The sequence below is a fragment of the Acaryochloris marina S15 genome, from assembly GCF_018336915.1.
Taxonomy (GTDB): domain Bacteria; phylum Cyanobacteriota; class Cyanobacteriia; order Thermosynechococcales; family Thermosynechococcaceae; genus Acaryochloris; species Acaryochloris marina_A.
Genome location: NZ_CP064925.1, coordinates 92,593 through 113,053, shown reverse-complemented (window position 1 = coordinate 113,053; position 20,461 = coordinate 92,593). Strand labels below are relative to the sequence as shown.

The following is a 20,461-nucleotide window of genomic DNA, read 5'->3' as shown; positions in this document are numbered from 1 at the left end:
CTTGCGATGATTCTCAGGCCAATCATCGGATTGACAAACTCATCTGGGAAGAATAGCAGCTACCTAAAGGGGGAATTTGCACCAAAGCCTCACAAGCGCTAAAGTCAACTCCAGCCAAATCCCGCACCCTATAAATGATCCCAAGGGATGGACAGCACACATCTACAATCACAACGAGTCAGTCAATAGTTTTGAATCTAAAGCAAATCCAGAACCGCCATCCAGAACAATCGATCAATCAAACCTTTACTGAACTCCATTTCCTTGGCTGCTCTCATCCTTCCACTCCTGCGGTATATCTCTAGCATTGTCCCAACTACCAATTGATGACCAATTGGTTTCAGGATCAAAACGGATATTGAGAAGATCTGCTCCCTCAAAATTAGCCCCTTCAAGATCCGCACCAGAAAGATCCGCTTCATAGAGATTAGCTTCACATAGGTAGACTTCACAAAGGCTGGCCTGACTGAGGTCTGTCTCACTGAGATTAGCTTTGTAAAGATAAGCTCTACAAAGGTTGGCACCACGGAGATCGGCTTTATAGAGGTTGACGTTATAGAGATTAGCTTTCCAGAGACTAGCCGTACACAAGTCAGCCTCAATGAGGTTGGCGTCTTTAAGATTAGCTTTACTCAGAATGGCACCACGAAGATTGGCTTTCCAGAGGCTGACTTCACAAAGGTTAGCCCGAGTCAGATTAGCACCCGTGAGATTAGCCCCGATCAAGATCGCTTTATGAAGGTTAGCCCCATGTAAATCCATCCCAGTCAGGCTGGCTTTGCTGAGGTTAATCGATACCTTGAGGTTATCTTTTCTCCACTCATTCCAAACTTCAACACCCTGACTCAGCAAGGCTATCTGTTCCTGATTAGCCATCGTTAGTTCTCAAGAATACTCTGAAGCCCAAACGACCATTTCATGAATAATAGCAATGCTTTCGGGAAATTTTGGGGAGCAAACATGAGATTGAATTCCCCGTATTTACAGCAACCCAGAAACATCAGGAAATAGACACGGGAAGGACTTGAGCTAACCCATCAAAGACACTAGGAATTCGTTAGACTAGGTAGTATGGCTTATCAATTCGCAACGCTAACTCACAAATATGACTGGCAGGAACCACAACACACTATCAGTTTTTTCCTGTTATTCAGCTCTCTCATTTCTTAAGAAATAACACAAGACCATTCCCATACCAGGCATTTCGGGGTATTCCTCTATCAACGATGTTTGGAGGGTTTGATGATGGTCACTCATACGGACAGTACGGGTACTTATCTCAAAGAAATCGGTCGCTACCCCCTTCTATCCCACGAAGAAGAAATCCAACTTGCCAGACAAGCCAAAGCTGGAAACCTCCGAGCCAAACAACGGATGATCGAGTGCAACCTGCGCCTGGTCATCTCCATTGCTAAAAAACACCAGAATCGAGGCTTGCCATTCATGGACTTGATCCAGGAGGGCAGCATCGGATTGAGTAGAGCCGTTGATAAATTTGAGCCTGAACAAGGGTATCGCTTTAGTACCTATGCCTATTGGTGGATTCGACAGGGAATTACCCGGTCCATACAGAATAATAGCCGTGTGATTCGTCTACCTGCATGCCACTGGCAGACAGGCAACAAAATCAAACAGACTCGACGACAACTCTCTCAGGAATTTGGTCGTGAACCGACACTTGTAGAAATTGCTAAGGCAATGGAAATTGACCTCGACAAACTGAAGAAGAACATGCAACATCTTCAAGATGTTCTCTCTTTAGATATGTGGGTCGGGCATCAACAAGACACAACATTGGGGGAGCTGATTGAAGCGGAACATTCGACACCCACCTGTCTTGAACTGATGAACAAGAGTGAAGAGATATCCAGTTATTTGTCACTACTAGATGAACGACAACGCTATGTGATTACCCAACGGTATGGATTAGAAGATGGCGAACCCAAGACATTGAATGAGATTGGTCAACAGTTGGGCGTCAGCCGGGAACGGATTCGACAAATCATCAACAAAGCCATGAAGAAATTACAGAAAAATAGTGACCAAGCTACAAAGGCCAGAACGGCCTAGCCCTCGTCAGAGCCAGGACAGCAAAAAACCCCCAATAGCACAGCACAGCCAGGGGGTATAAAGTTAAGAAGTTCCACATCATAGAGAAAAGGGACTCTGAGGAAATCCCCACTAAGAACATATCAATCAAATTTGGGGAAATTCGGGGGCAAGACATGAAAATCATTCAAGAAGGGAATAATTCCCCTAGACGCATTAGTTGGTTTATATGACGAATTTCACTAGCCAGACATCAGATATATCTCCAGAAATTGCCGCCTTGAAGATGCAGCTAGCAATCAGCCTAAACTTTCATCATAGAAAGACATTGGAGCGTCTACCCCTAGAAGCAGCCGTGCGAGTGATGGCCGAAGTTTGGGATTCTTGCGACCACAAAAGAAACAGATAAAGTCATGACTCCCGCCGATGCCTTTTACAACGGCACCCCCATCGCCCCACCCTCAAATCATCTGACGAACGAGCAGAAGCTAGATCTGCTGGACTGGCATCCGATCTTCACGGGACGATGCCCCAACTGCGAGAGGCCGATCAGGGAGACCACGCTGCGACGGGTTCACTGGGATTGTGCTGAGTGTGGGTGGAGGAAGGAGTCTATTTGACTTCTTCAGTGGGCTGATTATCTCGGTTATTCTCTTCAATTACACCATTAATAGCTAATCCTGCTATAAATAAAACTAAAAGTATTGCTAGTAAACCAGATAGACTCTGAAGCTTTTCAAAAAGCGATTTCTCATGACTAAACGGTGTTATCTGACGATTGATAGCTTCAGATATTTCTTTTTGCTTCTCACCACTTAGTCCACTTTCTTGAGATTCGTCATCATCAGGTGAAGTATCTTGACTTGTATCAGTCGATTCTTTATTTTCAGGTGGCCCTACTGGCTCAGGCATTTCTGTGATTAGCTCAGGCTCAACTTCTGGCTGAGAGATAGGAACGACAGTACTGCCAGATAACTCAGAATACTCATAAAAACTTTGATAATAGGGTAGTGTGTCTAACTTATTCGTAATACATAGGTCAACCAGTTTCCAACTATCACGTAAAAGCCTAAACTCAGAATTATTCTCACTACTAGAAACCCCCAAGAAAAAGATCCAAGTATGATATCTAGATTCTCCTGATGCTTTATTTTTGTTCTTAAGATACAAGCCAGATTTAAATCTTTCAATTTTTTCTAAAAATTTTTGCCTATCAAGCTCTTCCCAATCAGATATTTTCAATTTAACAATAGACTTCTTGATAGGTTGGTTTTCCTGATCAAATCCATTATCAGTTAAATAAAATTCGATTCTATCATCGAAAATTCCTACATTTTTATAAATAACTTGTGAGTAGTAAATTCTGGGCCTACTCAGAGATGGATCTTCGAAGTCAATTATTTGTTTAAATACTGTCCCATAAGTATTTTCCTTCACACCATGAATAGAAAGATTTTCTTCTAGACATTTTGATTCTAAAAAATACTCAACAAGCACATGAATTGAGTAAACAATACGATCTTTAGGAGTATCTAAATTATTTTGAACTCTATCATCATATTGGCTCCTTTTTTGAGAAGTTATCTCAGTATCTTGACTAGTTTCATCAAAAGAATCAAGCAGAAGTCTATTCGGATATTCGCAAAGGGGTCTATTATCTGCTTCCGACGCGTCTTCATCTATATCTTCATCATCCTGTACAACAATTATTGGAATAGGGCAATTTTCTCTATGAGGGTCATCATTTTGTGATTTGAGTCGAAAACGAGGGTTAACTATACACTCTGGTCTAATAGCATACGGACGGACTTCAGCATCACATTCTGGGCATATATATTTCCATTTGACATAAACAGTTGCATACGACAATTCTTTCTCTTTCATTTTTTTGTTTAATACAGCTGCCTCCACATTTTCTACAGGTTTTATAATTTCTCCGTTAGGAACCTTTATCTTCTTGGTACGACGAGCAAATGGCATCCTCACACCTAACAAGACCACAAGCAAGCTCCAAAATCGATGTCATATTTAGATTACCAGCATGATTTTTTTACTGCTGGTAAGAATATGAATACAATCTCAGAACTTCGCAAGGCTGATCTGCGCCCCATCCAAGTTCACCCCTCGCCAGTTCTTGACCCTGAATATCGTGCGCTTGAGGATTGCACCCCTGAAGTCACTGCCCCTGACTGAGGCAGACCTGAAATCCGCATCCGTCAGATCTGCCTCGGCAAAGCTGGTGGACTCCAAATTGCAGCCCACAAAGACGGCATTCTGGAGTGTTGCCCCCTTGAAGCTAGAACCCTTCAGATTCGACTCCCAAAAGTCGATACCCGTTAGATCCAGTCCCGCAAAGTTGCCGCCTTCAATCTCAAGCAAAGGGAAATACCGCTCCCCACCCTTGTAGGCTTCAATAACCTTTTTGGCCTTGCTCTCAACGGCATCGTCGAGCCAGTAGGGACCGTAATGCTCATCAAGCCAAGGCATCCCATTCCCATGATTGCTCTGCTGCAACAGATACTTACTTAACCCTCGCTGACTAAACCGCCACTGACCATCAATGCAGGCACCAGGGCAATTACCTTGCAGAGTGGCGTTCATCAGTTGTTCCTCGGTCAGGCCCAGAAACGCTGCAGCCTCGTGGGGGAGCAATACCTTGTCTATCTGCTGGGGCTGGTGGGTGCTGGGGCTGGTGTGATTAGTTTTCATGGCTCACCCCTTTGATTTCCCGACCTTGACAATAAAGTTGAGCGCCAATAACGAGGTTAGGGGTGTCCCATACATCTAGTGAGACAAGCTCCCATTCATCGCGATCACGCAGATCTCCAGACCTGGCATCAAAAACGGATGAACTGAGAAAGACCTGAACCTCATCCTTGCGAATAGGGGTACGCTCTTCACCACCGTATGGATCGATGTAGAGGAGCTTGAGAAGGTTGCAATATTCTTCATAGGGAGCAAGGGCGTAGCAGGACTCCCCAAACTTCCCAGCCTCCGACTCGCTATTGAAAGAGCAAAACGGCACTTCAATGACGTACTCACCACAGTCCCATCCAGTGACGGACTCGTGCTGTGAACTCCAAGGGTATTGAGGCAGTCTATCGACATTGAGGCGACCTTCCATGATTGCCATCAATTCGGGATAAAAGCCCCATCGAAATCGGGACAGATTCAGCCACAGATACCAGCTCTTATTGCCTACCTTAATATCAGGATCTCTTGGCCCTTGCCAAATGTAGAGAAGGTCTATCTCTATCGCTGAATTATCGTACTCACAAATCTCATAGCCAAAGAATTTGACCAGTAGGTGACAGACAGATTCTGGCAGTGGCTCAACATCATTAATCTCGTAATGATCATAGCCTTCATAGATTATGTAGTAGGCATCGAGCTTTGCTTGGGTATGCGTCCTGGTTGTCTTGACGCAGGTCATCTTGCTTTTAAGATAGCTGGCCTCATGGGTTATCCAGAAAACATTCTGAGTGGATTTGATGACAGGAACAGAAGGCGTTGCACTCCCTTGAGTGTCGTCTAACTCTTGGATCTGCTGAGTGAGATTTTCTGGCTGTTTTAAGACAACCCCCTCTGAGATAGCAGTCACCATGGCAATGTCATGCTGGATGGTGTCAAAAGACTTGGCATAAAGATCGGTAGAGAGCTGATTGACTCTATCTTTTAACTCTGGAAGTGCATCAGCAGCCTTAATCTGTTCAAGTTGATCGGCGTAATCATTTCTCTCATTGGCGGGAAGCTCGTTAATATGCTCTTCCATAGCACCAACAAAGTCTAATAAATCTTTCTTCTGATCTTCATCTTGTCGGTTATTTGACTCAATAAGCCGTTCGCTGAATTCCAACTCATTGATGTCGGGAGAATCATCAAAATATTCATCTACGAAAACTTGCTCGTCACTAGAGCGAGATTGGTAATCCTGGATAACCTTGAAGTCATCACCATTGCTGATCGGAGTCAAGGATTCAGGTAGAGCTGTCTTAGGAAGATTGCTCTTGACCTTTAGCTGATGATCTTCACCGATGCATCCCTCTATCTCCCCTCGCATCATCATCCCAATGCAGTCAATCACCCCAGCTCGACCATACTTTTGATGTAGCTCCAGATCCCATGCAGGATCGGTTTGTTGCACATCCTCGTCAAATTCCCAGAGATAGTACAGGTCAATCTCAGCCGCACCATCCTGGTAGGGGCACAGCTCGAAGTCACAGTATTGCCGCAACAAGAAGCAGATAGATTCACTGGATAAGTCATCATACTTGAGCGGGCCGCACAAGTTTTCTTCAAGCATGATCGCCGCAATCCCCATCAAGTAATAGAGGGTTTCTTTCAGCTCTTGCAGGGGACGGTCGCTTTTGAAACAGGTATCCAAGGGCTTGTCATATCGATATCTGTGCGTGACGTGATAAATCTGGACTGATGACGGGGAGAGCCGCGATTGAGGTCTGCCTTGGAAAGCTGCTAAAACCTCCCCCCGACGATAATTAGTGGTCTTCCGAGTGCCGTGGTAAGGTAAATCGCCCCTGGTACACATTAGCGACAAGCACCACTCAATACGTTCTTCAGGAAAGCCTGTTATACGCCCTTCGTCTCTAGTGACAATGAGAATATTCCCCGGCAAGGCTTCAAAGGTTTTCGGGTCCAGGCAATATGGCTCTAGACCTTTGGTGCGGGCCTCGGCGTCCATCAATATTTCAACTTCTAAGCCTGACATTGAAATGCGATCAGTCAAATACTCGATAGTCGTCTTATGACCCCGAACACCCACCAGTAACTGCAAATCCTCCAAGTCGAGGGGCTGTTGTGAGTGCAGCTCTTCCCACCCCTCGGCGGATAGATACAAATATCGCTGCACCTCACCCGACTCGTTTACAGGAGCGACTTCTAGATTGACTTCCTGTTCAATTCCTTTCTCACGAATCTTCCAACCTTGTGAGATACGCTCAGCTTCAGACCGCACCTCGCCTGATACCAGGGATGCACAGACATCCCAATCAGCACCCGGCAGGCAAGACCATTCCCAATTACCAGACAGATCCAACTGGGAATCAAAACCACTGGCAAGACCAGAGAGAGGAATGCAATTGAAATATCGGCAAAGCAGATAGATGATATCCAAGCTGCTAAACGATTCGAAATATTCAAAATCCCAAAAGCACATCTGCAAACCCTTGACGACATTCCACAGATGCGGGATATCCATTGTCGTCTCGATGCCATTGAGTTGGAAGAATGGCTCACCGCTAAAGATAAGGATGCGAGATGGTGACTGGGCCTCGACCTCCAGGCAGCACGGCAACTGCGTATGGTCGAGGTGGGAAAGAGAGACCCTCAGAACTTCGTGCGGTCTGAAGACTTCGGCTAAAAAGCCTGACTCGCGCAAATGATCAAGTCTTTCGACCCTCTCTAGGATTTGCTTGGATGGCTCTACCAGAAGCGGGTGGATTGCCTTGGAGCTGGATGGCTTAGGCTTCTCATTACCGAAGAATGACAAGAATATCTCTGGCGTCAATGTCCGCATCTCAAAGGGAGCGGTGTAGTGTACGGTCTTAGCCTCTGGGTTAGGGTTGGAATGGTCAAACAGGTCTTGAGCTTCGACAAATTCAGCGACTTGAGTGTGATGGACATACAGCCTTGCGCCGCTCAAGACAATATTGGTCTTGTAGAAGCCTTGAGACAATAGCTCAGGCTCACTCATCCCCTCCGGTTGCGGCCACAGCTCCACTTCGAGCGGATGATGCCAATGTTGGGTGACGGACAAAAAGCCAGTGTAGGGGAAGGATGGATCTAGGTCGATTTCTTCAAGCTCAACATTGAAGATAATCGGCCTATCAGTACTGAAGGGAATTGGCTGTAGGACGGTTGCAGTAGTCATGGGATTCACCTCCGTAGGCGGGTGTTTTCAGTGCAAGTGATAGGTATGAAGTGGGAAATCTATCTAGGCATTACAGCTTCTGTGCAGGATTTGAAGTGCCTAGGTAATACAAATTCCCTAAAGAAAATAAAAATTAAACGACAGGATTCAACTCAGGCTCAGCATCTTCCTGTGCCCTGCCTTCAATAGATTCAGCTAATCGAGCAAAGTAAGCCCGATCCTCAGTAGTGGTGTGGTCAAAAAAGTAGTTGTGTCCAACACCCCGAATATCCTGATGGTCAAAAAGACAGAGATTCCGATAAATGTGATGGACATAATCACCCTCAGCACTCCGGGCAACATTGATTTCATGCTCACTCCTCATAAAGAGGTACGTACCATCGTCATATAGGGTGCCGCCCTCGGCATCAGCCATCGGACTTCCAAAGGCAGCAATGATTTGTGCTAACTGGTCGAAGATGGGTTCCTCGACTCTCTGCTTGGATTGGGTTACTGGATCGGGAGCAGTAGATTGGCGTTTAGCAAGGGATTGAGGACTCTGGGAGTACATACCCCGATCAGTCCTACGACGCTGGATATCTTGAAAACCATCAAATAGATGACGTGCAACCTGGCAGGAATAATCTTCAATCCCTCGCTGATCTTCTTCAGGTGTTTCAAACCCCTCCTTCTGTGGCTTGATGCAGCGCTCACAATCACCAGGGAATTCAGAAGCTTCAAACCGTGCCCAGACATACTTACCCTCAAGGCTCCTAGGTTCTCGCCCGTGGACAATCTCCAGGTAGCCACTCCGATCCGTGACATAGAAGCTAAGGAGTTCGTGATAGTCCTCGATTGCTAGCTGGCATCGCTGCAAAACATACTGGTAGAAATCCTCAAGCGTCGGTGCTTGTGGCAGTGGCTGAGAATGCTCAGCGATTGCCATCCAGTACTCGCTGTACTCCAGATCCTGACCCTCAAGTGCTTCAATGAATTGCAGGGCTTGGGGAATATGCTCGTGCTGGAAAACATTCGAGCCACAGTGGATCGTGCCAAATTCTCCTAGTCTTAGCTCCACCCGAATTGCCAGTGAGCAATTGCCCAGCTCTCCTTTCTGCAAATAGATCGGGCGCATCCGACGACGCCAGTATTCATCAGCCAAAAGCTCCATAATGACTGCATCACCTTCAGGGTCACAGTCGTCAGGGTGAGCAGATCGTTCATGTAGACTCTGGGCAACACTTTCAACTTCCTCGTCAGAATGGCAAGGCTTTAGATCAAACCAGCGATTGGGGTCAATCCTAGTTTCTGGATCAACCGTAATGGACCATGTTGTTTTGTTCATCGTTACCACCTGTAACTCCGGCGTATTGTTGCCCGAATGCTCACAGCTATCTGAGACTCAGACAGTATCAGCAGATTGAACTCAGCCAGCCAGGACGAAACTCGGTCTTGGATCTGGTCTGATGGAAGTCCCGTGCATGGGTCTGGGTGCTGGCCGTGGTCGGTCTGGTGGTTGACCCAGGATTGCTCGAAGTAGTCGAAAAAAGGGTTAGTCGTCATTGTGGTGACCTCGTTATAATTGGAGGAGAAACGAACTTGACGACCTCCTTGATTCAGAGGATTGGGGGTCGTTTTTATTGTGGTTAGGTGTGAAGTCTGGGGGTGGTATGGAGGTAGTTGTCATTGATATGGATTTGCGATCACCCCGTATCGTCCTGTCTCCCTCTCGTTTGCAGAACAATCACAACCTCAAGCAAGGCATACAGCACTTGCAAAATGGTCGTAAATACGAAGTAGTACACATAGGCAACTACTAGGATTAATGGGATTGCTACTACACCGGGAGCGTAAAGTAGCGTCCCCACTGGATCGACAATTGGCCCTAGACCTCGCTGCACGGATGAGAGGGTGTAGCTTGTGAAGCAGGCTAACGATTGCTTACAGGAATCAGGTGCTTCAACAAAAGTGAATATCATCCCAGCTACTAGCAGCGCCAATGGGAACCAAACAAACAGCATCCACAAGCGCTGCTTGAGTCTTTCCCTGGAAGGCGAGAGTGATTCTGTTTTCAAGGTTTCATCTGTGGGGGGTAGGTCAGTCATTTGATGTCCCTCATTTACGATCTCGTGATTCATGCGATTGAGCGGCAGATAATGCCAGCTTCACAAAAACGAAGCGTCCTAGAGAATGAGTAGCGACCACCGTAGGAAGGGTCAAAAGCCACAGGGAGAAAAGCCGAGGAAATACCTGGGCAATGGGTTCTCCTTTAGCCAAATAGAAACCTCCCATTGGTGTAGGGATTCTTGCCTCCCAAATCGTGGACTTGACTTCAGACTCTGGTAAACACTGCGCTAGGGTAACGGGCGTATACCCAGGCCGAGAACATTTGGCATCAATCAAATAAGGCGAAACCGCTAGAAAGCCAAATACAACACAGCTCACAGACATTGCACCTAGAACAACCTTGAGCGTTGAACCCAACTCTTCCAAGATTGTGGGTTGTCTGGGGACGGTCCTTGTACTCAATTCAGTTAACATATGTCTTCTCCTGAGTTTTGGTGGAGTGGGTGACAAAGTAATATGCCACTACCCTCAGTTGATGAGTTGGGAAGGGGCAAAATAATATGCCACCCTCCCTTGAAATAGGCAGGCAGGAATTACAGCTCCCCCCGAATCTCTTCAATCACGCCGTCGCGGATCACAACCTCAACCTGCATCTTGCGAATCAGATGGTCGCCTTGCTTGGCATAGAAGAAGTTATCGACCTGGCCTTGCTCAACTTCCTCGCCCAACTCCAAAGTTTCGATCTGCTCCAGTTGTTGCAAGACCTGAGTCTTTTGCTCCAGCAGTTCGCCCTTACGCTCATTGGCCTGGGCCTGGATACCTTGGATTTGAGTCTGGGTCTGGGCAATGGAGCTGCCCTCTGGATGGATTTGGACAGTATGCTGGCTCAGCTCCCCAACCATTTGTTGAACTTGGGCATCCAGTTGGCCTAGCTGTTCATCCAGTTGGTCAGCTTGCGATTGGAGCTGTTGACGGGCTTCGTCTTTCCACAAGGGGGTAACAATGGCCTTCACGAGGATCAGGCGTTTGAGAAAAAGTTGACTTGAGGATGGAGACTCAACCCACAGTTCAGGTTTTGGTTGAGTGGGTCTATCTTGGGTAAGCATAATTTTCTTTCCTTAATGAGATGGTTTGAAGGTGACGGATAATATACCGCCGCCCTGATTTGCTTAGTCGGAGGTAACGGATTAATGTACCTCCTGTGAATTTGGCTGACTGGTGACAGGTAATATACCGCCACTGTTATTTGCCGAACTTGGGGCGATGGTTCCTCGCAGCCACCAGCCACAAAACCCAGCGAGAAGGGTGACTAGCACCACCAGCCAGCCCCAGTAGCTGACATCGCCTAGCAGTGCCATGCGGTACTCATACTCTCTGCGCTTCTTGGCAGCTTCGCGTAAGGCTTCCTGGTCTGCGAGGATCATTGCCCGCTCTCTAGTGGCGATGGCCTCTCTCGATTGCATCGCCCACACCTGGAATTGGCTGTTCATCATCTCCAGCAGCACCTGCCGTTCTAGACTTCCGTGGCCTCGGCTGGCAAAAGCTTTCCCGGCTCCGACTGGCCCTCAAGAGCTTCCTGGGCATCTTCCTTCGCCCATTCCTCGGCAAAGACCTGTTTGAGGTCATGGCGTAGTTGCTTCATGTGGAACTGGTGGGCAGCAGCCACGACCCGATCTGATGTTTTGTGAGCATTCCTGGCGACTCGGCGGGCAGTCCTAAGCGACTCAGCCTTGAGTGCCTGTTTCATACCCTCGTCAACTTGATCAATGTCGTCGAGGCTGGCCTCTTCTTCAAGCTCATCGGTGCCCTGCAACTCGGTCTTGACCGCATCAACGGGGTCAACCCCTTCCTCAGATACCCGCTCACAGACGAGGGTGAACAGAGGGTGGTATAGGTCATCACCTGTCTCAATCCCTTCAGCAGAAATCGCCTTATGGATGGGCTTGAGGTCAACCTTGTACGTGTCAGCAGTGTAAAGGCACCAGCCATGAGTGTAGGTATCAGCAATATTTTCGGCCTTGAGTTGGAGAACACCTTGCAGGGCTTCCAGGTCATAGCCGTCCTCGCTCATCCCGCAAGCCCGTAGCAGCTTGTCGAGGTCATTCTGCTCAAGGCCCAGTGTTTGGGTTAGTTCAGTTGCATTCGTCATTGTTTATTTCTCCATTTATTGGTCTACAAGAATGTACCGCCGAGGGTTTTTATGGCAGTGGAGGGGACTTGAGAACATGCCCCCTCCCGTTGAATCAGTCATCCATAACGAACGGTTCAAATTCCTCGAATTCCACTTGTGACTCATCCACAGGGGATATACCACCAAGGTCATCAACTTCCGCTGGTAATGGTCCGTCAGGGGTATTTGGTGCTGGTTCAACCATGACGGGCAATTGCACCTCCGCTTGAGCTAGCCCCAAAGCCATCTGGTAATAGCCTTCAACTTGAACCTTGGAAACCTCTATGGCTCCTTGAATCGCAGCTCGATTACGAGTTTGGATGGCTACGGACAGTACCTTCAGCACCGAAAACATAATGTCCATACATAGGCGGGTGAAGCTGGGGCCAGGGCCGTAGTGATTGCGAACCGTTTTGACAATTACCCCCCGCTCAGAGGTGAGTTTCCACTGAGTCTTTACCTTGAAGTAGATATCAGACATTGCTCACCTCCGCTTTTGCACTCTTTGCTGTCTTAATGGCCTTAGTGGTTTTAGGAGTCTTGGCACTGCGAGTAGGCGGAGTTTGCAGCGTTTCAGGACGATCCGCATTCTGTCGCCACACCAGATAGGCATCCGTCAGGCGGTAGGTCATCGGAGACTTTGACCACTCTGGGAATTCTCGGCCAATGGTGCGAATCACTGAACCGAGCAAGTCTAATTTGCCGCTAAAGGATTCCTTGAGTTGCTTGGACCAGGCAGGCGCTCCACCACCCGCGACATAGATGCGCTTGGCCTGCACCACATCAATGTCACTATTCAGTTGCTGCTGGAGATTCACCCAGTACAGTTCTCTGGCTTGGCGCAAGGAAGCCACGACAGGGCCAGCCTCATCCCCAAATGCCTTTTCAAGCCCTTTTTGACCTGTTCCTTGTGAAAACACCAGCTTGGCACCTGTCAGCTCATTCGAGGGGGTCCAGCTCATATGACGCTGAATCATCAACGAACCTCGACCTGCCCATGTCTGGATGTAGGCCAAGCCACTATGCTGATCCTTGATCTTCGTCAGAGTAAAGTCCTTGTGACCAAACATCAGAATGATCGAGGGATAGGTCTGGACATGCGAGACAATCCCCGCACTCTCAGGTAAGACCCTCACAAACTTCGGCGCACAGGTCAGTTGCTTCGACCCATACCAAAACTTGCTGACGTACTTCGCCAAATCTCGCTTCATCTGGGTAAAGCTCGGCTCCTCACTCTTCGGCAGCAGCAAGTCCAAATACATCTCAGCTCCGTTGCCAGCCTTGGAAATGGCATACCCCGCAATCGACAGCACCTTGGCAATCGCTTCCGGGTGCTTGTGCTGGTCCGTGTTGGTCTGCCTGAGATTGGATTCGGCAATCTGGCCCGTCTGCCAGTACATCCCCCCATAGCAAAGGAGGGAACTGTGAGCAGAGTTATCGTGGTCCATCTCCTCATAGAAGCTCTCAGTTGTTCTGAGAACAGCAGAGGGTTGGGTGATGCATTTCTCGATCGGAAGCTTGCCATCTGCTGCAATTTGCAAGAAGGCTTTGGTCAAACTTGCACCGACATCGACCGTCAAAAATATTTTTGTAGTCATCTTGAAAAACTCTTGAGTTAGACAAGGTAATATACCCCCGCCCAAAATTGCCGTTTTTAGGGGTCGATTGGGGGTCGTTTAGGTACTCGAAAGCCCTATTTGCAAGGATCCTAGAGATGGTGCTACTTTGAGGGCAGATTCAAGAGGTTCTGGAGGGTCGCTGAGGCTCCCACACCCATCACCACTCCGAGGCACCGGAACGGAAAATCCCCAGATCGGGCTGACCCTAAATTTTCGTAGTACATTCAGAAACATTTTCGTAACACCACGTAGTACAACCGTAGTTGTTTTGTAACTCCGCTCTGTAGTACTCAGTAGCATCTCTGTAGTTTTCACGAGAACGATCACATCCGTGGTCGATGGAATCGCTTTTTAAAAATTCATGCAGGTATTCCCATGCTTAAAACTTTCTTGTCCAGACTTTGGCAACAAGTCACTCAAGGGTTCATGCGTTCCCAAGCTGATGATCCAGTCGATGAGGCTGAGGAATTCAAGAGGTTCTACCGCAAAGAACTGATTGAACCTGGTAATCGGAGGAGACTTTATCAGCACGAACTGGTAGAGGCTTGTCGCGAACTGGGCTATGACATCCAGAGCGTAGAGCCTGATATTGACCCCATGACTACCGCTGTCTGGGTCGGCTCCAACCCATTGGTCAAGAAGCTCGGTCCCTATGTCAGAAAAGTAGACTTCATAGCTGCCGTTGAAGCATCCAAGAAAATCTCAATGGCACAGCATCTCGAAGCAAACCCAAAACTTTATGAGGCACATCAAGCCGCTGTCGATGATTACTTGAAGCATCTGGAAGGCTAAGCCAGAGGCCATCCCATGCGGACGATGCAGACCATAACACGCGACATGATCGAGTACTACGAGGAAGATGAATCTCTCGTAGATGCTGTGGAGCGCTATTACGGTGAATCTGAGACGGTCTCTGACATTGACCGCATGAGTACTGCTGTCTGGGTCGGCTCCAACGCGATTGTTCAAAAGTTAGGCACCTACGTTAAAAGAGAGGACTTCAAAGCGCTCAGTCGAGGGTTCTTGCCTGACTCCTTAAAAGGTGTCGCTGGTAGTGCAGTCCAAAGGATTCGGGGCAAGAAACCCAACGAGGAAGACAAAGAACGACTGGCCCATGACGTTACTTTGTCTGCACCTAAAAGTGTGTCGATGGCACTGCACTTAGAAGGAGACAATCGCTTATTCGATGCCCACATGGAGGCAGTTCTAGAAAGCTTTGAGTTACTTGAGCGCGAGTATGCCCAGACTCGGATTCAAGTAAATGGAGTACGCTCTGTCGTCAATACAGGCAACATGATCGCGGCACTGATGCCTCACCATACTTCCCGTGATGGAGACATGCAGCTTCACACCCACATGCTGCTCATGAATGGGACACAGGGGCCAGATGGTCAGTGGCGCTCCCTCTCTCATGAAAAGCTGGCTAAAGCTAAGTGGATAGGCAGCTTCTACCGTCAGAAGTTAGCAGAGAAGGTCCAACGGCTGGGGTATCGCATCTATGAAACTAAGGATGGGTTTGAGCTAGAGGGTTACAACCGCTCCGATGTCGAGGTCTTCAGCAAGCGTCATCGGGCCATCGTCAAAGCGGTTCGGGATGAAGGGCTAGAAGTTACTCCTGAGAATAAGAAGCTGAAAGTGTTGACGACTCGCAAGGCTAAGCGGGGCGTGGGTAAAAAGCTCGAAATCATCCAAGACCATTGGCGGGATGAGGCTCACTCTCAAGGAGTGGGTCATCCAGTATTGGCTGAACCTTTGGCCGTAATGCCTGACCCAGACCGAGCCAGGTATGAGGTTGAAAGCGCCATCCGTCATTACGCTGAATGGTCATCCATCTTTGAGACGGATGACATCTATGCCTATGTCTTCAAGACCCTCAAACGTCAGGGCATGGCGATGGAACAGGTGGATGAGGCCATTAGCCAAAGCAAAGAGCTAATCCCTGTTGATCGGGGATTCACCACCGTCACTGCCGTTGAAGAAGAAGCCCAGATCCATCAGCGCTGGATGGAAGGCCAAGATCAAGCTCAACCAATGGTTGCTAATCCCTCACTCTTAGGGATTGCAGTTGAACTGAATGAAGACCAGGCCAAGGCAGTTCTCAACACCCTCACTAGTACTGACCGCTACCAAATCTGGCAGGGCTTTCCAGGGGTGGGCAAGTCTCGAACATTAGGAGTACTGAAGACTTTACTCAATGGCTCCGGTCTAACAATTCGGGGCTTTAGTCCCACTATCCCAGCAGCGAAGAAACTCCAGGATGAGTTAGGCATTGCCACCAACACCGTTGAGCATTTGGTTCTGCATCAAGCTGATAACAGCCCCAATCAAGTCTGGCTGGTTGATGAAGCGGGCATGATGAGCCGAAGACAGATGCGGGTGATTCTGGAAAAGGCAGAGGCAGTCAAAGCACAGGTCATCTTCGTAGGGGATGCGGGCCAGAACTCCGCGATTGAAGCGGGCAATCCCTTCAAGTTCATGCAGCACAATGGAGCGACCACTCACCGGATTGAGGAGATTGTCAGGCAGAAGGTTGATGTCCAAAAGCAAGCCGTTGAACTCATCGCCAGAGGTCAAGGACTCAAAGCACTGGACCTCCTCAATGCCAAGGGGTATGTGATTGAGGCAGACGATAAGACTGAGATGACCCAAGCCGCAGCAGCTCAGTTCCTTGCCCTCTCTCCCAACGAACAAGACCAAACCCTGATTATTGCTGGGACCAACAAGGAACGACTCGCGGCTGAAAAGGCCATTCGCAGGGGGGAGAAGAAACTTGGGCGACTCGGGGAATCCAGCAAGATTGTCCAGCTCAAATCCAGAAACCTGAGTATTGAGCAAAAACGACGGGTGGATTGGTATCGCAAAGGGGATTACGTTCGCCTACTGCAAACGTCTAAAACGTCATCCATCAAGCGAGGACAGCTTTACAAGGTGGAGAAATGCGAAGGGGATGAGCTGGTAGTCTCTTCCTTCGGTGGTCGGCTTTATCGATTCAATCCAGCTAAATACAAGCAAAAGGAGGTCTACAGTGCCCAAGAATTTGATGTGGCAGTCGGGGATAAGCTGCGGTGGACGACAACTATCCGGGAAAACAACTGGATTAACGGTCAGCAGCTCACGGTCACCGCCCTGGATAGTTTGAATATGACGGTCAGGGACCATAAGGGAGTCTCCCATGATGTGCCCCTCACTCAACCCTTGGCCTTGGAGTATGACCGGGTGTGGACTTCCTACCGCTCCCAGAGTGGCAGCAAGAAACGGACGATTGTCATCACCACCAATGACCGCACCTCCAGCAGAGAGCCGTTCCTAGTCGATATTTCCCGCCAAGAACATGAACTGACCATCTATACCGAAAACCTGGAAAAGCTGAAGAAACGGGTTGTAAAATCCAACGCTCAAGAAAGTGCTTTAGATCTAATTGAGGAAACCTATGGACATCAACGAACAACAACAGCAGATCGTGGACGAGCTTCGAGACCGATTAGCCCCACTCACGGACGCGATCACCATCCTGACCAATCAAGTCGAAGAAGTCCAAGCTCAGAACCAACACATCCTAGACGAGAACAGAGAACTCAAGTCCCAGGTCAGGGAGCGGATCAACACTATCCCGATGGAGGTCAAAGCCGTTCTCAACCTGTTCATCCAGGAGTTCAAGGACGCAATGGCAGCCAAGAAGCCCTCGGACATGAGCGAGAGTATCAAGCAACTCGCCAAGGCGATGGACAATCTTGGGATGAAGATCGAAGACTCAACGATGCTCCAAGCCGCGATGAGCGACAAGGTATTGGAAGCCGCAGAGGAGATCCAGGGGGTCAAGCATCAGGCGTCCAAGAATGGCAAGCCCAAGCCCAAGACAGTCGCTCAACAGAATGGGGGTCAACCTCCTCAGACCTAGCAAATTGGGTGATGCAGTGGTCTGAGGAGAACGAGCTAGCAACAAGTGGGTTGGATAATCACCTGCTAACCCTTGCTAAGGATATAGAGTCACTCAGCCAAAGTCTAAAACCTAATTCCTTCAATGGTTTGGATAGTTTGGCAAATCGGGTCGTGCAAGACCAGTTTGCTGATGCCCTCGCAGATAACCTCACTCAGATCACCCAAGCCATTGACCAGGCTATCGAGAAGTCTCTCCCTCATCAGCAATTTAGGAGTATCGCTGATGATGTGATCGCATGGCAGGCAAGCCAGGAATTTGCAGAGCTTGGGTTAGAGCCTCAATTACTGGATCTTGCTCAACGGGTTGATACCTTATCTCAGAACTTAGAACCTAATTCCTTTGTGGGCCTAGATGGCTTGGCTGAGACTGTTGTTCAGGCACGGGACCAACAAGACCTCAGCCATAACCTCACTTATATCGCCCAATCTATTGACCACATTGACCAGAACATTGAACAAACTCTAAGCCAGCAGAGGATCAGGAGCATTGCTGATGCCGTAGCAGAGTGGCGATCTGGTCAAGAGCTGGCTGATGCCGTGACTGAGATGGTTGATGTCCTAGCTCAAGGTACTGAAGGGCTAGACCGGACAATCATCCGATTACAAGCTGGCTTGGAAGCGACTCAATCTCTGGATGTCAAATTCCCCGCAATGGCTGAGTTGGTCGATGCCGTCCAAGATTGGCAAAACGAGGTGGAGGTTACCGCTGCCATTGGCGAAGTGCAGGACTTAGTTGAGAGTCTGACCATTCCCCAATTCCCAGATATGGGTGACCTAGCTCAGGATGTGCATGACCTCAATGAAGAACAAGCTCTGGCTGAGAGTGGTTTGGTTGAGCAGTTGGCCGCACTGACCACTCAAATCAACACCTTGTCTGAACCTCAGCAGATTCAGTTTAAGGGCATGGATCAGTTGGCCGAAGTGGTGAGCGAACTCCAGCAGGGACAATCTCTTACTCAGGTGCAGCCCCAACTTCAGGCCATCACCCAGCAGATTGAAGCGTTTAACGCCAAGCGCCCCACTTATTCTTTTGCCAAAATCAAGGGGCTGGCCGATACCGTCAGTGAGTGGAGAGCACATGAATCCATTGCTCAGCACATTGGTGAACTCAATAATCTGGTGGTGCGCTTTCAGCGAAGTCTGAAGACCTTCCCAGCCATGCAGCAGTTAGCCCAGTCTGTGAAGTCGATGCGCTCAGTCGATGCACTGGTAAATGGGCCAGTCGCAGAACAGCTTAAGGAAGTCGCTCAACAGTTGACGGACAAGGGCATAAGCGTCACTCCCAAGCCGAAGACCATTGATGATCAGGTGTTCTGGAAACCGGATTATACCGGGGTAGAGCGGCCTGACACCATTGATGAGAAGCATTGGGATGAATGGGTGTCTAGCTGCGCCCATCCCGATGTGATTAAGGCTCGGCTCCAATCCATTGCTGATGATCAGGTGATTGATCGGTTGCTGGGGGCCAAGATCGAAGACATCGCCACTCGCAGGAGGGATGGGTCTTTCAAGAAGGTTCGCAGTCAGTATCACATCGAGCCGATCCGTGCCTTGATTAATGATCGGTCTCATCCTGAAGTGTTGAGTTATCAGGAACTTGCTGAAGGTGGGGGCTGGTGGGCTGATGCTGGGGTCGATCCACTCACCTTTGAAGGACTAGGACCCAATGAGGAGCCAACGCTTAGTCTGTATGGAACCTTCAAGCCTGATACTCCCCGTATCGATGTAGACAAAACCCACAGAGCTAGGACAAAAAATCCCAATGCCCCTCCCAAATATCGCAAGTATGAAAACCCACTGGGAGCCAAGCGTAAACTGTTTGACCGGGATATGGCATTCCAACCCGTTCCCGATCCCATCGCTAAGCAGATCTTTGCCAAGCATGGAGTCACCCAAACACAGGAGGAGAAAGCTAAGGGATTCTGGTACACGGTCTACCAGCACCCTGAAATTCCCATCTACCGGACTGAAGGGGATAAGAAAGATGCTGCATTAGTCTCTCAAGGTCGAGTCGTCATTGGTGGTCAGGGAGTCAACATTGGCTATCGGGCCAAGAACCAGCACGACGAACGACTCGAAAGAAGGGTGCTACATCCTCAACTAGAAGTATTTGCTGCACCAGGCAGAGAATTCAGGTATGCCCATGATTGGGATTCAGAGCAGTCCACGGTCTGGAATGTGCGGCGTGAAATGGTCAGAGAAGCTGAACTCATTGAAGAAAGAGGCTGCAAGACATGGAGAATACCGTGGGAGCCTGAACAGGGGAAAGGCGTTGATGACCTGATTGGCAATCATGGCCCCATCGCCTTTGAGCGGGCAGACCAGAATGCCTATCCAATGGACCGGGAAATCAAGATGCATTACCGGGGGCAGTACACCCAAATCAAAAACAAATTAAGTCGGGAGAACCCACAGCACAACAATGATATTGCCATCTATCTCATCGCTCAAGGTGAGGGTGATGCAATGGATGGAACCAGAGTGCTGATGCAGTCTGATGCCGCTAGAGAACTGAAATCACCTGAAGATAAACAACGGTATATCCAGGGAGTGATTCACTTTACCCACTCATACCAGGACGCGCTATACAAAGGACGTTCCACAAAAGTGTTTGAGCGCAGATTGTTCCTGCTCCAGCATAAATCTCAACCTACTCAAACTGTAAATCTGGATAAGGAACTGGAGATGTGATCGGCAGATTATAGGCTTGGACCTTGATCCGGGCTTGGGGTTTGCGGCCCCTGCTCCAGC

15 protein-coding genes are annotated in these 20,461 nt (G+C 48.7%); 3 read left to right on the top strand and 12 right to left on the bottom strand.

Going from position 1 to position 20,461, the window contains the following annotated elements:
* Window positions 1–246: 246 nt before the first annotated feature.
* Window positions 247–876 (bottom strand): pentapeptide repeat-containing protein, encoded by a 630-nt coding sequence (locus I1H34_RS28850; protein ID WP_249370277.1) that lies wholly within the window; start codon window positions 874–876, stop codon window positions 247–249.
* A 369-nt stretch (window positions 877–1,245) separates the two neighbouring features.
* On the opposite strand from I1H34_RS28850, the gene I1H34_RS28845 reads away from it, so the two are divergent.
* Entirely contained in the window at window positions 1,246–2,070 is an 825-nt protein-coding gene (locus I1H34_RS28845) for a sigma-70 family RNA polymerase sigma factor (RefSeq protein WP_212666925.1), read from the top strand.
* A gap of 591 nt (window positions 2,071–2,661) precedes the next feature.
* Here I1H34_RS28845 and I1H34_RS28840 read toward each other — a convergent pair.
* The 11 genes from I1H34_RS28840 to I1H34_RS28790 form a co-directional block, all read right to left on the bottom strand.
* On the bottom strand, window positions 2,662–4,029 hold the full coding sequence (locus I1H34_RS28840) for a hypothetical protein (RefSeq protein WP_212666787.1): 1,368 nt from the start codon (window positions 4,027–4,029) through the stop codon (window positions 2,662–2,664).
* Between the two features lie 99 nt (window positions 4,030–4,128).
* The gene (locus I1H34_RS28835; RefSeq protein ID WP_212666786.1) at window positions 4,129–4,758 is read right to left on the bottom strand and encodes a pentapeptide repeat-containing protein; all 630 of its coding nucleotides are present in this window, start codon (window positions 4,756–4,758) and stop codon (window positions 4,129–4,131) included.
* Entirely contained in the window at window positions 4,748–7,936 is a 3,189-nt protein-coding gene (locus I1H34_RS32430; protein ID WP_249370276.1) for a Rho GTPase-activating protein, read from the bottom strand. The genes I1H34_RS28835 and I1H34_RS32430 overlap by 11 nt, the downstream gene beginning before the upstream one ends.
* Before the next feature lie 133 nt (window positions 7,937–8,069).
* Window positions 8,070–9,260 carry a hypothetical protein gene (locus I1H34_RS28825; protein WP_212666785.1) on the bottom strand — a complete coding sequence of 397 codons (1,191 nt, stop codon included), beginning with the start codon at window positions 9,258–9,260 and terminating at the stop codon, window positions 8,070–8,072.
* A 358-nt stretch (window positions 9,261–9,618) separates the two neighbouring features.
* Complete coding sequence (locus I1H34_RS28820) at window positions 9,619–10,020, bottom strand: hypothetical protein (RefSeq protein ID WP_212666784.1); 402 nt, start codon at window positions 10,018–10,020, stop codon at window positions 9,619–9,621.
* 10 nt (window positions 10,021–10,030) lie between these two features.
* Window positions 10,031–10,456, bottom strand: a complete 426-nt coding sequence (locus I1H34_RS28815) for a hypothetical protein (RefSeq protein ID WP_212666783.1) — start codon at window positions 10,454–10,456, stop codon at window positions 10,031–10,033.
* A 119-nt stretch (window positions 10,457–10,575) separates the two neighbouring features.
* Window positions 10,576–11,088, bottom strand: coding sequence for a YlqD family protein (locus I1H34_RS28810; RefSeq protein WP_212666782.1), 513 nt, complete (start codon window positions 11,086–11,088; stop codon window positions 10,576–10,578).
* Window positions 11,089–11,169: 81 nt separating this feature from the next.
* Complete coding sequence (locus I1H34_RS28805) at window positions 11,170–11,445, bottom strand: hypothetical protein (protein ID WP_249370275.1); 276 nt, start codon at window positions 11,443–11,445, stop codon at window positions 11,170–11,172.
* Between the two features lie 50 nt (window positions 11,446–11,495).
* Window positions 11,496–12,131, bottom strand: a complete 636-nt coding sequence (locus I1H34_RS28800) for a hypothetical protein (RefSeq protein WP_212666781.1) — start codon at window positions 12,129–12,131, stop codon at window positions 11,496–11,498.
* 94 nt (window positions 12,132–12,225) lie between these two features.
* Complete coding sequence (locus tag I1H34_RS28795; protein WP_212666780.1) at window positions 12,226–12,633, bottom strand: hypothetical protein; 408 nt, start codon at window positions 12,631–12,633, stop codon at window positions 12,226–12,228.
* Window positions 12,626–13,750 (bottom strand): acetate and sugar kinases/Hsc70/actin family protein, encoded by a 1,125-nt coding sequence (locus tag I1H34_RS28790; RefSeq protein WP_212666779.1) that lies wholly within the window; start codon window positions 13,748–13,750, stop codon window positions 12,626–12,628. The genes I1H34_RS28795 and I1H34_RS28790 overlap by 8 nt, the downstream gene beginning before the upstream one ends.
* 396 nt (window positions 13,751–14,146) lie before the next feature.
* On the opposite strand from I1H34_RS28790, the gene I1H34_RS28785 reads away from it, so the two are divergent.
* Both I1H34_RS28785 and mobF read left to right on the top strand, forming a co-directional pair.
* The gene (locus I1H34_RS28785) at window positions 14,147–14,563 is read left to right on the top strand and encodes a hypothetical protein (protein ID WP_212666778.1); all 417 of its coding nucleotides are present in this window, start codon (window positions 14,147–14,149) and stop codon (window positions 14,561–14,563) included.
* A gap of 15 nt (window positions 14,564–14,578) precedes the next feature.
* Window positions 14,579–20,401 (top strand): MobF family relaxase, encoded by a 5,823-nt coding sequence (gene mobF / locus I1H34_RS28780; RefSeq protein WP_396124664.1) that lies wholly within the window; start codon window positions 14,579–14,581, stop codon window positions 20,399–20,401.
* The last annotated feature ends 60 nt before the right edge of the window (window positions 20,402–20,461 follow it).